At 71.1% G+C, this 13,959-nt stretch carries 11 protein-coding genes; 2 read left to right on the top strand and 9 right to left on the bottom strand.

Annotation, left to right across the window (positions count from 1 at the left end):
* Positions 1-251: 251 nt before the first annotated feature.
* The 8 genes from ACGF5O_RS23045 to ACGF5O_RS23010 form a co-directional block, all read right to left on the bottom strand.
* Positions 252-1,070: a hypothetical protein gene (locus ACGF5O_RS23045; protein ID WP_393811742.1), complete on the bottom strand. Its 819-nt coding sequence runs from the start codon at positions 1,068-1,070 to the stop codon at positions 252-254.
* Between the two features lie 144 nt (positions 1,071-1,214).
* A complete protein-coding gene (locus tag ACGF5O_RS23040; protein WP_393811741.1) occupies positions 1,215-2,489 on the bottom strand; it encodes a hypothetical protein in 1,275 nt (424 codons plus the stop codon).
* Between the two features lie 38 nt (positions 2,490-2,527).
* Positions 2,528-3,805, bottom strand: coding sequence for a sensor histidine kinase (locus ACGF5O_RS23035; RefSeq protein ID WP_393811740.1), 1,278 nt, complete (start codon positions 3,803-3,805; stop codon positions 2,528-2,530).
* The gene (locus ACGF5O_RS23030; RefSeq protein ID WP_393811739.1) at positions 3,796-4,449 is read right to left on the bottom strand and encodes a response regulator transcription factor; all 654 of its coding nucleotides are present in this window, start codon (positions 4,447-4,449) and stop codon (positions 3,796-3,798) included. The genes ACGF5O_RS23035 and ACGF5O_RS23030 overlap by 10 nt, the downstream gene beginning before the upstream one ends.
* Positions 4,450-4,623: 174 nt before the next feature.
* The gene (locus ACGF5O_RS23025) at positions 4,624-5,949 is read right to left on the bottom strand and encodes an MFS transporter (protein ID WP_393811738.1); all 1,326 of its coding nucleotides are present in this window, start codon (positions 5,947-5,949) and stop codon (positions 4,624-4,626) included.
* Positions 5,946-7,211, bottom strand: coding sequence for a type III PLP-dependent enzyme (locus tag ACGF5O_RS23020; RefSeq protein ID WP_393811932.1), 1,266 nt, complete (start codon positions 7,209-7,211; stop codon positions 5,946-5,948). The genes ACGF5O_RS23025 and ACGF5O_RS23020 overlap by 4 nt, the downstream gene beginning before the upstream one ends.
* A gap of 8 nt (positions 7,212-7,219) precedes the next feature.
* Positions 7,220-8,929, bottom strand: coding sequence for an IucA/IucC family protein (locus tag ACGF5O_RS23015; RefSeq protein ID WP_393811737.1), 1,710 nt, complete (start codon positions 8,927-8,929; stop codon positions 7,220-7,222).
* Between the two features lie 37 nt (positions 8,930-8,966).
* A complete protein-coding gene (locus ACGF5O_RS23010) occupies positions 8,967-10,541 on the bottom strand; it encodes an IucA/IucC family protein (RefSeq protein WP_393811736.1) in 1,575 nt (524 codons plus the stop codon).
* Between the two features lie 399 nt (positions 10,542-10,940).
* Between ACGF5O_RS23010 and ACGF5O_RS23005 the strand changes: the two genes are divergently transcribed.
* On the top strand, positions 10,941-11,702 hold the full coding sequence (locus ACGF5O_RS23005) for a response regulator transcription factor (RefSeq protein WP_393811735.1): 762 nt from the start codon (positions 10,941-10,943) through the stop codon (positions 11,700-11,702).
* Positions 11,699-13,162, top strand: coding sequence for a sensor histidine kinase (locus ACGF5O_RS23000; protein ID WP_393811734.1), 1,464 nt, complete (start codon positions 11,699-11,701; stop codon positions 13,160-13,162). Before ACGF5O_RS23005 ends, ACGF5O_RS23000 begins: the two co-directional genes overlap by 4 nt.
* A 78-nt stretch (positions 13,163-13,240) precedes the next feature.
* Here ACGF5O_RS23000 and ACGF5O_RS22995 read toward each other — a convergent pair whose 3' ends face one another.
* Positions 13,241-13,612, bottom strand: a complete 372-nt coding sequence (locus ACGF5O_RS22995) for a hypothetical protein (protein ID WP_393811733.1) — start codon at positions 13,610-13,612, stop codon at positions 13,241-13,243.
* Between the last annotated feature and the right edge of the window lie 347 nt (positions 13,613-13,959).

Below are 13,959 nucleotides of genomic sequence, written 5' to 3'. Positions count from 1 at the left end.
CCGGGGAGCCGGATCCTCCTACAGCTCGCAGGAGGACATCCCACCCTACGGCTTGTAGGGTTAGAGGGGAGTGAGAAGAGGTCCGTTCCCTTCGGCCGGCACCGGGGAGGGCGATTCCCCGGCCGGAGGCGAAGGTCACGGCCCGGCCGCGGTCCCGGGCGCCGATCACGAGGACGGGCATGACGGCGCGGCGTCCCACGGTCCCGGACGCAGTGGTGCGTTTCCCGGCCGACCGCCCCTGGGCCGGGTGGCTACGCCCGCTCGCCGCGGGTCCTTCCTCCCCGGACGCGGGCGTAGGCCATGAGACCGAGCAGGACGGCCGGCAGGACCGCGGAAGAACCGGGGGTACCGAGATCGAGACCGCCCTTGGCCACCGGCTTGGTCAGGAAGTCGCCCGCGGTGGCACCGAGCGGGCGGGTGAGGACGTAGGCGATCCAGAAGCTCCACACCGCGTCCAGGTCAAGCGCGAAGTGTGCGAGGGCGACCGCGGCGATGACCAGGGCGAACAGGACCGCGGACAGCCAGTAGCCGAAGTCCATCCGTTCGGAGACCAGGTCGCCGGCGGCGGTGCCGAGGGCGAAGGTCAGCAGGACGGCGAGCCAGTAGAAGGACTCGCGGCCGGGGGTGTCGACGCTGTGGACGGACAGCGTCCGCTCACGCCGGTACCAGACCACGAAGACCACCGCGAGGACGATCGCGAAGACGGCGGTGCCGGTCTCCGGCGGCACGCCCGTGGTGTCGGAGAGATCGTCGCCGACCAGCGTGCCGACGACGCTGATCAGCGCGACAGCCGTCCAGTACACGCCGGCACGGTAGGCACCGGTACGGAACTGCACGACCAGGACGATCACCAGCAGGGCGCTCGTCAGCAGCGACACGCCGGGCAGTCCGAGCCCGGCCTTCTCGTCGAGCAGGTCGGCGGCGGTCTCCCCGACCGTCGTGCACAGCACCTTGGTGATCCAGAAGTGGACGGTGACCTCGGGCACCTTGTTGCGGCGCAGCCGGCGGCCCGAGGACGCCGCGGCATCGACCGGTGAGGCCGCCGTGGTTTCCGATGTCTCGTGTGCCATGAGGCCCGACCGTGCCACGCACTACCTGAACGCATCCTGACTGCCGTGCGCCATCCGCCGCCCCGCCGCCCAGACCACCGTGGCGGTCGCGCGGTGGAGCGGGATCGGCGGCGACCCCGGCCGTGTCGCCGCCGATCAGGTCCGTCAGCGCATGTCCGTGAGGAGGGTGTTGAGTTCGGCCTCCTGCTGCGCCGCAGGCATCGGCGCGTTGGGGTGGTCGATGCCGAAGGTCTTCAGGACCTGGTCCATCTGGGCGTCGAGGAACGTCCAGCCGGTGTTGTCCAGCGGCTGCAACGTTGCCTGGTCGGCGTCCCAGAGGTCGCGCAGCGACTGGGCGGCCGCGTGGGCTCCGGCCGCGTTCCCGGACTGTGCGTCCTTGAGTGAGGTCGATGCGAGAGCCCTCAGCGCGTCGACCTTCGTGGCCGGGAACTTCTTCACGGCCTGGCCGGGGGCGAGCTGGACGGTGGAGGTGGCGTCCTCCTCCGGCGCCGGGCCGACGTGCGGCCGGCCGTGCGCCCAGACCAGCAGGCCCGCGGTGGCGACGGCGAGGAGGCCGAAGCCCGCCAGCGCGACGCGCTCCCTTCGCGGGTCGGCGGTGGTCTGCGGGGTGTGCGTGGCGTCGTAGGTCTCGGTCACGTCGGAGCGGGTCACCGTCAGGTAGACGACGGTCGCCAGGATCAGGCCGAGGAAGACCAGGCTGGTGGTGAAGGTGCCCAGCGCGAGGCCGGTCGGCTCGCCCGGCTGGGCGACCTTCGGGGAGGCGAGCCAGTCGCCGATGTTGGCGCCCAGCGGGCGGGTCAGGATGTAGGCGATCCAGAAGGACAGCACCGGGTTCGCGCCGAACCTCCACAGCAGCGTGACCGCCGCGATGAGGCCGAGCGGCAGCAGGACCGAGACGCCCGGGCTCCAGCCGGTGAGCTCGAGGGTCCAGTCGCCGGTCGCGGTGCCGAGCGCGAAGGTGACGAGCACGGTGAGCCAGTAGAACGACTCACGCGGCAGCGTGTTGACCGAGTGGATCGAGAGGGTCCGCTCGCGCAGCCACCACGCGCCGAAGACCACGGCGAGCAGGACCGAGAACACCGTGGTGCTGATCCACAGCGGTACGTTGAGCTGGTCGGTCAGGATGTCGGTGTACAGCGTGCCCGTGACGCTGACGACGACCACGGTCAGCCAGTACGGGAACGGGACGTACCGCTTCAGCCGCAGCTGGGCGCCCAGGACCACGACGAACACCGCGGTGAAGATCCAGGCCGTGTTCACCAGGCCGACGCCCAGCTTCATGTTGATCCAGTCGGCGAAGCTCTCGCCGACGGTCGTGCACAGGATCTTGATCACCCAGAACCAGACGGTGACCTCGGGAACCTTGTTCAGCATCAGCCGCCCGCTGCGGCGCGTGCGGGCTTCGCTCGTCGTTGTCATGCGCCGAGGCTGGCCCGGCCAACCTGCACACAACCTGACTACGCGATCGCCTCTGCCGTAGAGGCCGTGGGGAAGGTCACCTCGACGCGCCCGTGACCGTCCGCGACCGCACGGACCGCCACGCCCGCGGACGCGGCGAGGCGCTTCACCACGGCCAGCCCGAGACCGTGCCCGTCGCCGCTGGTCACGCCCGCTTCGAAGACCCGGTCGACCTCCGCCGGGTCGAACCCCGGACCGTCGTCGAGGACGTCGATCACGACCCCCTGGGGCTGGACGCGCGCCGTGACCCAGACGCGCGAGCTCGCATGCCGCAGGCCGTTCTCCAGCAGGGGTGACAACACCGCCACGACGAGTTCGGTCGCCACGGCCACGTCGACGTCGGTCGGGACGGCGAGTTCGATGGAGCGACCGGCGATCGCCTGCCGCGCCGCCGCCCGGAGATCGCAGCGGGTACCGCCGTCGATCCGTGTCCGGGCGGCACCGAGAATCGTGGTGATCGCCGTGTTCAGGCGGTCGACCTCGGTCAGCACCGCCTCCGGTGCCACCGGGTGACCGGAGAGCTGCGCCAGCTGTGCCTCGCCCCGCAGGGCTGTCAGGGGGGTCCGCAGCTCGTGGGCGATCTCGTCGGTGAGCCGGCGCTCGTCGGCGAGCGCGTTGTCCACGCGGTCGAGCAGGCGGTCGAGGGTTCGCCCGAGCTCGCCGAATTCGTCCCGCGGAACGCCGAGGTCGAACCGGCGGCCGGGTTCGTGATCGCCCCAGTCGTCGGCGAGAGCGGCCATTTCGTGGACCACCCGCAGCGCACGGCCCACCACGAGGTGCGCGACGACGCCGGCGAGCAGGATCGCGATGCCGCCCAGCATGAGCGACATCGTCAGGCTGTGCTGCTCCGACGTCTCGTACGGCGTCAGGTCCACCCTCACGACCACCATGACGTGGTGGCCTTCCAGCCGGATCGGCTGGGCATACAGAAGGTGGCTGCCGACCGTGGTGGTCTGGGACTTCCCGGAGCCGACGAGGTCATCGACACGATCAAGGACGCTGCCCGGCACGATCCCGTCGATGAGGTGCCCGTCGGCGTACACCCACGAGACCGTGTCCAGCGCTTCGTTGCCGCCCTCGATCAGCACGACGTGACCACCGCGTACGGCCACGTTCGCCGCCACCGCCTCCGCACGGGTATGCGCCAGGGCGTTCGCGTCGGCGTCGGTCACCTGGCTCAGCAACACGTGCGAGACCACCACCAGCACCGCGACCACCGCTGTCGCGATCAGAACCGCGAGCGCGACGACCCTCCCGCGGAAACCCGTCACTCCCATCGGTAGCCCACCCCACGGACGGTCGCCAGGCGATCGGCCACGCCCAGCGCACCGAGCTTGGTCCGCAGCCGGCGAACGTAGGAGTCCAGGGTGTTGTCGCTGACCTGCGCGCCATGCGGCCAACCGGCGGCAACGAGGGCGTGGCGGCGTACCGCGTCGCCCTGCGAGGAGATGAGCCTGCCCAGCAGCCGGAACTCGGTCGGCGTCAGGTTCTCGCTCGTCGCACCGTGGATCACGACGTGTTTCGCCGGATCGAGAACGACGCCCCTCGGTGGGGTCGTCGCGGTCGTTCTGCGCAGCAGGGCGCGGACCCTCACCAGCAGCTCCGGGATGTCGAACGGTTTCGTCATGTAGTCGTCGGCTCCCGCCTCGAAGCCGCCCACCTTGTGATGCATGCCGTCCAGAGCGGTGAGCATCAGCACCGGGGCATCGACGCCGCGGGCCCGCAGCGCCAGGCAGACATCGCGGCCGTCGGCGTCCGGGAGCCCCAGATCCAGGACGACCAGATGAGGGACCGGCTCAAGTTGCCGCAGCAGACTGTCCGCGGTGGAAGCGACCGCGACCGTATGTCCGTCGTGCTCAAGAGCACGCTTGAGGACGTCACGGACCGCCGCGTCATCCTCACACACCACAATAAAAGGCACAGGCCGACCCTAGGCACTCCAGCAACGGTTCTCTATTTTCCCTGGCCGACGCCCTGGCAGTCACCCGGAGGGGAGGCATCCGAAGGCCGCCGACGGGGCGTGGGCGTCGAGCACGTCCACAGCCCACAGGGACGCCCGCCGGTTCCTGCGGGACGCCCACCCTACGCCCCACCTCTACATGACGTAGTAGGAGCCCGGCGAATCGTCCGGAATCTCACACTCGGCTGTACTGGGCGAGCTGGTGACAGGCGTCGGTTCTGTGACGCGGATCCGCCGTCGGGTTCGGCGCGCGAACGCGACGGAGAGTGCGAGCGCGGTGACGAGCGAGATGACGCCGCCCAGGACCAGGGTGAAGCGGGCTCCGAGAGCGTCGGACACCAGCCCGACCAGCGGGGCACCGATGGGGGTGCCGCCGAGGAGGACGAGGTAGTAGACGGACAGGACACGGCCCCGCAGCGGAGGGTCGGCATGGAGCTGGACCAGCGCGTTGGCGGTGGTGGTCACGGTCACCGCGGCACACCCGGTGACGAACAGCAGGACCAGGAACGAGCCGTAGCCCGGCATGAGGCCCTGCGCGGCTTCCAGTGCGCCGAACCCGATCGTGGTGGAGATCAGCCGGCGTGCGGTGGGGGGCCTCCCGTGGTGGGCCCAGTAGATCGCGCCGAGGAGGCCGCCAAGAGCGTAGGCGGCGGAGAGGTAGCCGAAGGTGGCGGCGCCCGTGTGGAACACCGTGACGGCGACGAGCGAGACGGTGACCTGGAAGTTGAGACCGAAGGTGCCGACGAAGGCGATGAGGCTGATCGGCAGGAGCAGTTCCGGGGTGGCGGCGATATGGCGGAGTGCCTCGCGCGCTCGGGTGGGGCCCGGTCGCGCGCGGACCGGCGCGTCCGGCCCGTCTGGCACGTCGGCGCGGATGGTGGTCAGGCCGTAGAGGACGGCCAGGTACGAGACGGTGTTCAGGAGGAACACCGGACCGGTGCCGAAGGCCGCGACGGTCAGTCCGGCGAGGGCCGGGCCGATGGCGCGGGCCACGTTGAACTGGGCGGCGTTCAGGCTGACCGCGCTGGCCGTGCGCTCGTGGGAGACGAGTTCGCAGATGTAGGCGTTGCGGGCGGGACCGTCCACGGCGGTGGCGGTGCCGAGGGCGAAGGCCAGCGCGTAGAGGGACGTCAGGTTCACCGCTCCGGTGACCGTGAGCAGTCCCAGCAGGAGCGACTGGGCGGCCATCGCCGTCTGGGTCAGGAACAGCGTCCGTCGCTTGGGATACCGGTCGGCCAGCACGCCTCCGGTCAGGCCGAGCAGGGTCTGCGGCAGGAACTGCAGCGCGGTCACGACGCCGACCGCGCTGCCGCTGTTGCCGGTGGTGTGGAGGACGAGCAGGTCCTGGGCGGCGCGCTGCATCCACGTGCCGATGTTCGAGACCAGCTGTCCGAGCAGGTAGCGCCGGAAGTTCCGGACGGCGAGCGCGTGCGTCACGGGCAGGCGGACGACGGTACTCATGGCGTCCGACGGGCATACGTGTCGCCTGCGACGGGCGCGCCGACGGCGGCGGCGTCTTCTTCTACTTCTTTTGCTTCTTTTGCTTCTTTTACTTCTTCTTCGTCGTCGACGTCGACGACGAGGTGATGGAAGGTCGGGTGGGGGTGCATGAGGAACGCGTGGTGGGAGATGTTCCACGCGTAGGCGCCGGCCATGGCGAAGGCGACGCGGTCGCCGACGCGCAGCCGTTCGACCATGATCCGGCTCGCCAGTACGTCCTTGGGCGTGCACAGCTGTCCGACCAGCGTCACCGGCTCGTCCCGCACCTCCGGACGGTTCCAGGGCCGCGGCCAGGTGTCGTCGGGGATCACCTCGAAGGGCTGGTCGTGCTGTTTCGCGGCCGGGGTGCGCAGGTGGTGGGTGCCTCCGCGGAGCACGGCGAACGCGTGTCCTCGGCTGAACTTGATGTCCAGGACCTGGGTGACATACCAGCCGCAGTACGCCGTGACCGAGCGGCCGGGCTCGATCCGGAGGGTGAGGCGGGGGTGGCGGGCGAGGATCCGGTGCAGCCCGGCGCCGAGGGCGGGCCAGTCGAACACTCTGGGCGGGTGCGTGTAGTCGACGCCCATGCCGCCGCCGACGTTGACTTCGCGCAGGTCCACTCCGCGAGCGCGGGCCCAGCTCTCGGCCCAGGAGAGGACCTTGTCGACGAGCAGGAGTTGGGGCTGGGCCTGGAGGCCGCTGGCGAGGTGGAAGTGGAGGCCGCGCAGTCGGACGCCCGGGACTGTCTCCAACACCTTCATGCAGCGGTCCAGTTGTACGGGGTCCATGCCGAACGGCCCGCCGCCCATGGCCAGGGCGACGCGGCCCACGTCGACGGGCAGGTTGACGCGCAGCAGGACGTCCACGGTCCGGTCGCCCAGCAGAGAGGCGAGCAGGCGGAGTTCGTGCTCGCTCTCGATGTGCAGGCGCTCGACTCCCGTGTCGAGCGCACGAGTCAGCTCCTGCTGGGTCTTCCCCGGGCCGCCGAAGGCGATCGGTACGCCCGGGACGACGGCGCGGACGTGGTCCAGTTCGCCGCCGGAGGCCACCTCGAAGCCGTGGACGTGGTCGGCGAGGGCACGCAGGATCCGGGGGTCGGAGTTGGCCTTGGCCGCGTACAGCAGCTCGACCCGGTCCGGCAGTGCGGCCCGGATCCTGCGCACGTGTTGGCGCAGGCCGGGCAGGTCGTAGACGTAGGCGGGCAGCTCGTCGTCCGGCAGTGCGGCGACGAGGCCGTACATCCCGGGCCTCACCGGACCACCTCCCGGGGGAAGTCCGAGCCGAGCGGGCTGGGCAGGGGCACGTAGGTCGCGTGCCGGTCGGCCTTGCGGGACCAGCGCAGCAGGAGGTTGGCCTTGGCCGGCAGCGGCACACCGGACAGCAGGGCGCGCAGGCGCGGCGGTTCGGCGGCGGCGCGGGCGTAGCCGGCGAGGTGGTCGCGGACCAGGCCCCACAGGGCGGGTTCCAGCGCCGGGTCGAGGTCGGCCAGTGCGCTGAGCACTTCGGCGGTGTGGTTGACCAGGAGGCAGTACGCGACCCGGTTCCAGCCGTGTTCGGGGTCGTAGGTGAGGGGTTCGCGCACGTCGTCAGGGAGCTCGTCGAGGGCCTGCCGGTGGCGGCCGGGGAGGAGCTTGGTGCCCTCCAGGTCGCGGAAGAACATCTGCGCGGGCGTGCCGTCGGCCCCGACGCCGACGACGACGTTCTGCAGGTGGGGTTCGAGCACGACGCCGTGTTCGAAGTAGGCGGCCAGTACCGGCGGCAGCAGCAGCCCGAGGTAGGCGTCCCACCAGGCGAGGATGTCACCGTCGCCGCGGGCGAGCAGGTGGGAGACATGGGCCGCGCCGGTCGGGTACTCGTCCGCCACCGCGGCGGCGAGCAGGGGTGTGACCCCGGGACGCAGATGGTGGCGCAGGCCGGAGCGGACGATGACGCCGAAGCCCTCCAGGAGGGCGGTGTCGCCTGCCGTGTCGAGGGTACGGTAGCCGGGCTCGGCCAGGAGCGCGCACCCCGGGTAGCGGTCGGTGAGCCCGGCGAAGACGGGCTGGAGCAGCCGGTTGAGTGCGACGGCCCCGGACAGCTCGTAACTCGCGTGCTTGCGGACACAGTTGGTGAGGCGGACGTTCAGGCTGAACTTCAGGAACGCGTCGGTCTCGGGGGCGTAGAGGGTCCGCACGGATGCGGTCGGCACCAGCTCCGGGCCGCCCGTGCCGATGTCCACGACGTCCCCGGCGGCGACCGCCTCGCGCAGCCGGTCGTGGTCCTTCAGCAGCCGGTGCTGCCAGGGGTGCACGGGGAGTACGGCGAACTCCGGGTCGGCCACCGGGTGCAGGGTGTCCAGCACATGCGGCTCGCCCTCCTCCCGCACCAGGTGGCGGCGCACGGCCAGGTAGCGCAGGCGGAGCCGGGTGCCGGTCTCCGGGCCGTACGCCAGCCAGTCCGCCGGGTCGCCGGTACGGGCCTTGGGCGTGGGGTGGAAGCGGTGGCCGAACACCAGGGACTGCTCCGAGGCGACGTACGGGTCCCCGGGCGCCCGGACGCCCGCTCGCTCCTCCAGTACGACGCGGATCGTCTCCCGGCTGTCCGCCACCTGGCCCAGGAACTCCTCGTTGACCAGACCCGTGCGCTGTTCCAGTTCGTCCTGGATGCAGCCGGCCAGCTCGCGCCAGTCCACGGTCACCCAGGCATCGCCGTCGAGCCGCTGCACCGAGCCCTGGAAGCGGTGCGCTCCGATCAGCGAGGTCCGACGCAGTGCGGCGCGGAGCAGAAGGCCCCGGCGGGGCAGTCGTAGCAGGAGGTGTTCGTCGACGACCGTCACCTGGTGCTCGGGGGCGGACACCTCGCGGATCAGGCAGTTGAGCAGTGTGTGGGTCGTGACGAGGTCGGCCGTCCGCGACGGCTCCGCGGTCGGGGAAGGGACGGTGGTGGCGCTATCGGTGTGGGGGGCCGTGCCGGTGGTCATGTGGTCGCTCCAGTGGGACAGCGGTCGGTGTGGGAGGTCAACGGCAGAGCGCCAGGGGGTTGGGGACGGACGCCCATTGCGCGGCACCCGGGTTCTCGGACAGACGCATGGCGATGGTCGCCTTCAGCGGCATCGTGTCCGCGAAGAACGCGGCCGCGTCCTCCTGATCCGGCAGGGCGGCAAAAGCGCGGCGTCCGGCCTCGGCGACCGTGCCCCACAGCGCCCGTGGCTCAGCCGCCCGGGTCCGGCCGAGGACGTCGACCAGTTCGCTGAAGACCCCGCTGACCAGGCCGCCGAAGAGCTTGGTGCGCAACGCCCCGATGTCGTCGCCGGCGCGGGTGCCGAGCAGCGGCGGAAGCGTGAAACCGTACCGGGCCAGGCGGCGCGGGCTGACCCGTACGCCGTCCAGGTCCCGGTACAGCATCCGCACCGGCCGCCCGTTCCGCAGGACGACCAGCGTGTTCTGGCCGTGCGCCTCCAGCGCCACCCCCATGGACAGCAGCGTCAGGGCCGGCGGCAGGACGAGGCCGGCGAGGTCCGCCAGCCAGCGCACCGGGTCCCCCGACACCACGGCGGCTCCGGTCGCGTGCACGGCCGTGAGCGGTACCGCGATCTCCCCGGCGTCGAGGTGGCGCTCGGTCGATTCCCGGATCATGGCCGTCAGGCTCGCCGAAGGCTGTCCGTCGACGCGTACCGAGCCGCCGCCCAGCTCCCGCAGGACGCGCAGGCTGCCGCTGTGCCCGGCCTTGTCGAGGACGGCCGCGACCAGCTCGGACAGCAGGGGCCCGTCGGCGACCTCGGCCGGGGAGATGGTGCGCCGGTAGTTGGTGACCTGGACGTCGAGCGCGGTCTTGACGTGGCAGCCGGGCAGGGCGCCCAGCGGTGCGAGGGTACGCAGGGACAGCAGCGGGCGGGCCGGGATCGTCTCCTCCACGACGGCCAGGTCACGGTGGTGGCCGAGCACGTGGTCCCGCTGCCAGGGGTGCACCGGCAGCAGGTAGGCGTCGCCGTCGCGCAGTGTCCGCGGCCAGTCGCCGGCGCCCTGCCAGCGGTCGGCAGGGACCCGGAGCAGCGCCAGCCGGACGACCGGGTGGTGCTCGGGCGCGTAGGCGAGCACGTCGGCGACGGACATGCCGGTGCGCGTCCGGCAGCAGGGGTGCTGCGGGTGGCCGTCGACGACCGCCTGCTCGGCATCCGCCGAGTCGGCCCAGGACACCTTCCGACCCGCGTTCGCGGCTCTGGCGAGGGCCAGGTTGACGACGCTGTTGTCGAGTTCGGCCGCCAGCCGCTCCGCCGCAACGGTTCGCAGGCCCAGCTGTGCCAGCAGCCGGGCCGGGTCGCTGATCGGCCCCTCAGGACCCGACACGGCGAAGTCCCGCGGAACGTCGGCGAACGGCCGTGCGCCGGCCTCGGCCGCCGAGAGCGAACCGCCCCGTTGCAGTTCGACAACCTGGGATTCGGACTCGCGGCGACGCGTGGTCACGCCGGGCAGGGGTTCTCGTACGAAGGCGCCCCACAGGCGGGACAGCACGGTGGCACGTGCGCCCGGGAGGGCGGTCGTGAAGGGCTCCACCAGGTCCGGGCGGATGCGGCGCAGTTCGTCCATGGGCATGCGGTGTTCCTGGTTCTCGCGGTGGCGGGTTGTCCGGTGGTGCTCCGGTGGCACCGACCGCCCGACCGACGCTACGGGAAGGCGATCAAGGGAATTGCCAGAGCAAATACAACGAGAGGTCGCGGACACCCCGGGAAAACGCTTCGCCCTACACGGTTCCGGCCGAGGAGGACTCCGGGGCCCGCGGACTGACCTTGGATCAGATCCCGACCGTCACCTGGGAGACCGAGTGCCGGCGTCCGATGTCTTAACTCTCGGCTTACGCAACGCTGGCCAGGCCCTTGACGTCGTCAAGGAGCCGCGCCACGGCGGATGAGCCGACCGTGGAAGATCACTGGCTCGGGGGAGCTTGCGGCGTTTGCGCCACGCGCCGTGGCCGGCGTCTGTGAGCCTTTCGGCATGCGTGTCTTGCTGATCGAGGACGACGACCGGGTGGCCGGGCCGCTGGCGGAGGGACTGCGCCGTTTCGGGTTCACCGTGGAACACGCCAGAACGGGGGCCGAGGGCCTCGCCGCACCGGAGGCGGCGATGGTCCTGCTGGATCTGGGGCTGCCCGACATGGACGGCATCGACGTCTGCCGGGCGCTGAGGTCCCGCTCGTCCGTACCGATCATCATGATCACGGCCAGGGACGACGAGGTGGACCGGGTGCTGGGGCTCGAACTGGGCGCGGACGACTACGTCTCCAAGCCGTTCGGCGTACGGGAACTCGTCGCCCGGATCCGGGCCGTCACCCGCCGCGCCCGCCCGGCGGTCGCGGACCCACGGTGTGGGTCCTCGAAGCCCTCTGACGGCCTCGGTCATCCCGGGACGTCCGACATCCAGCGGGTCGGCCCGCTGACCATCGACCGCCGCACCCGGCAGGTACGCCTCCACCAGTCGTCCGTCGCCCTCGCGCCCAAGGAGTTCGACCTGCTCACCTGCCTCGCCGAGGACCCCGGCGCCGTCTGCTCGCGCCGGCAGATCCTCGACACGGTGTGGGAACCGAACTTCTTCGGACCCACCAAGACCCTGGACGTCCACATCGCCGCGCTGCGCCGCAAACTCGGCGACGCGTCCTGGATCGAGAACATCCGCGGCATCGGCTTCCGCCTCGTCGCCCCGGCGCATCTCGACGCCACGTCCGCCGCGGTGCGGGCGCGCGGCGGAGAGATCCGGTGACCCGTCGCCTCCTGCTCAGCCACCTGGGCCTGATACTGCTCGTCCTGCTCGCCCTCGAAGTGCCCTTCGGCGTCTTCTACGCCCGCAGCGAGGTGGCCCGCTTCTCCCGCACGGCGGAGCAAGGGGCGATGACGCTCGCCGAGGTCTGCGAGGACAGGATGGAGCACGGGCTGACGACCGACCTGCCGGACCTCGCCCTCGCGTACGGGCGGCGGACCGGCGGTACCGTGCTGGTCGCCGACCGACGGGGTGTCGTCCTCACCGACACCGCCGCCCACGCCGTGGTCGGCGAGGACCTCTCCGCCGAGCAGGACATCTCCACAGCGCTGCGCGACCGCCCCACCGTCGGCACGCGCAGGGCCCCGCCCGCGGACGGCGAGTTCCTCTTCGTCACCGTGCCGGGCGGGTCCAACCCCGCCGTCGCCTGTGTGGTGCGAACGGTGTACGCGCTGGGCCCGCTCAAGGCCAGGGTGCGCACCACGTGGCTGGTCCTCGCCGCAGTCGGTCTGGGAGTCCTCGCCGCGGCCTCCCTGATCGGGTTCGCTCTCGCGCGCTCGATCACCCGCCCCGTGCAGGCCCTGGAACGCGCCACCGCGCAACTCGCCGAAGGGCGGATCACCGATCCCCCGGCCACCGACCACGGGCCACCGGAACTGCGCAGGCTCGCCGCGTCGTTCACGCGCACCGCGACCCGGCTTCAGCACCTGCTCCAGGCTCAGCAGGCGTTCGCCTCCGACGTGTCACACCAGCTGAAGACACCCCTGACCTCGCTGCGGCTGCGCCTGGAGAACTTCGAGCCGCACCTCGCCCCCTGCGCCCAGGACAGCCTCGACAAAGCACTCGGGGAGTTGGAGCGGCTCAGCCGCATGGTGCAGGGGCTGCTCACTCTCGCACGGCTGGAGAACACGGAGATCCGGGCGGAAGCCGCCGATCTCGATGCGGTCGTCTCCGATCGCGCGGACATCTGGACGGCCTTCGCCGCCGAACAGCAGGTCGACATCATCGTGTCCGGAGGCACGTCCGTTCCGGTGCTGGCAGTCCCCGGCGCACTGGAACAGATCATCGACAACCTGCTCTCCAACGCGCTCCGTGTGTCCGCACCGGGCACCTCCGTCACGCTGGCCGTCATCACCACCCCCGCCCAGGACACCCGCACCCCGTCCATGGCCGAGCTGCATGTGAGCGACCAGGGCCCCGGCATGACCGAGGCCGAGCGGCACAGGGCCTTCGACCGCTTCTGGCGAGCCCCCCACGCCGACCACGACGGCACCGGCCTGGGTCTGCCACTGGTCCGGCATCTCGCCCGCGCAGGAGGAGGCGAGGTCACCCTGGAGGCGGCCCCCGGCGGCGGACTCGACGCGGTCGTCCGCCTGTGGCACGTCGAGTGCCGCGAGCAGCAGGATCGCCCCGTCACCATCGCGGACGTCGCCGCGGCGGCACGGTCCACCCCCGCGCGCTAGGCGCGCCGATCCGCGGTGGAGTGGCCCGCCACGTACTTCCGAGGCGGGCCACGCGTTGTGCCGGGGCGAGGAGCGGAGTTACTGCACTGTCACGTTGACGGTGGGAGAGTGGGTCTGGCCGGAGGCAACACGGAATTCCTGGGTGCCTTTCATGTGGACCCGGGTGGCGAAGGCGTAGGTGTCGCCCTTTTTCACCTTGGAGTTGACGTGGACCGGTATCCACTTGCCACTCTTGTCCGTCTGGAGCATGACCGACGCTCCGGGCCGAATGCCCGAGGTGTGTCCGGCGAACCGGACCGTTTGGCCGGCCTTCACGGTCGTGGGGCTCGCCTTGACCGTGATCGAGGCCGGTTGCGGCGCCGTTGTCGCCGCCATGGCTCCACCGGCTCCCACGGACAGCAGGGCCGCAGCCAGCCCTGATGCCGCGATTGCGCGTGTACGCGCGTACATGACGGCCTCCTTGGAGGAGAAGGACGCCCCGCAGAGAGAAGACATCACGGGGCATTTCATGCAAAAACCACACTAGTCCCCGGGCGAGGACGGGCTCTCAGGGCCAGGCCACCCGTCCAGCCGCAATGTAAGAGGTGAGTATGAAGACCGATCAACCACGCCTTGCGGATGCCGCTGAAGCACCGCGAAGTCCATAATGCGGACAAAATTATTGCCTGCCGGTTACCCTCGCAATGCCGCGGAATTCTCCTCGGCTCGGGAGAGAGCCGTTTGCCGAATGCCACCGCCCCGGCCGGAGAAAGCCGTTGCGGTCCTCGGCGGTGCGGATGAGGCCGGCCCAGCGCGAT

It is taken from the genome of Streptomyces sp. NPDC048291 (assembly GCF_043201715.1).
In the GTDB taxonomy this organism is placed as follows: Bacteria; Actinomycetota; Actinomycetes; order Streptomycetales; family Streptomycetaceae; genus Streptomyces.
Note: the sequence above shows the minus strand (reverse complement) of the source record. Positions and strands in the feature narration are given on the sequence as shown.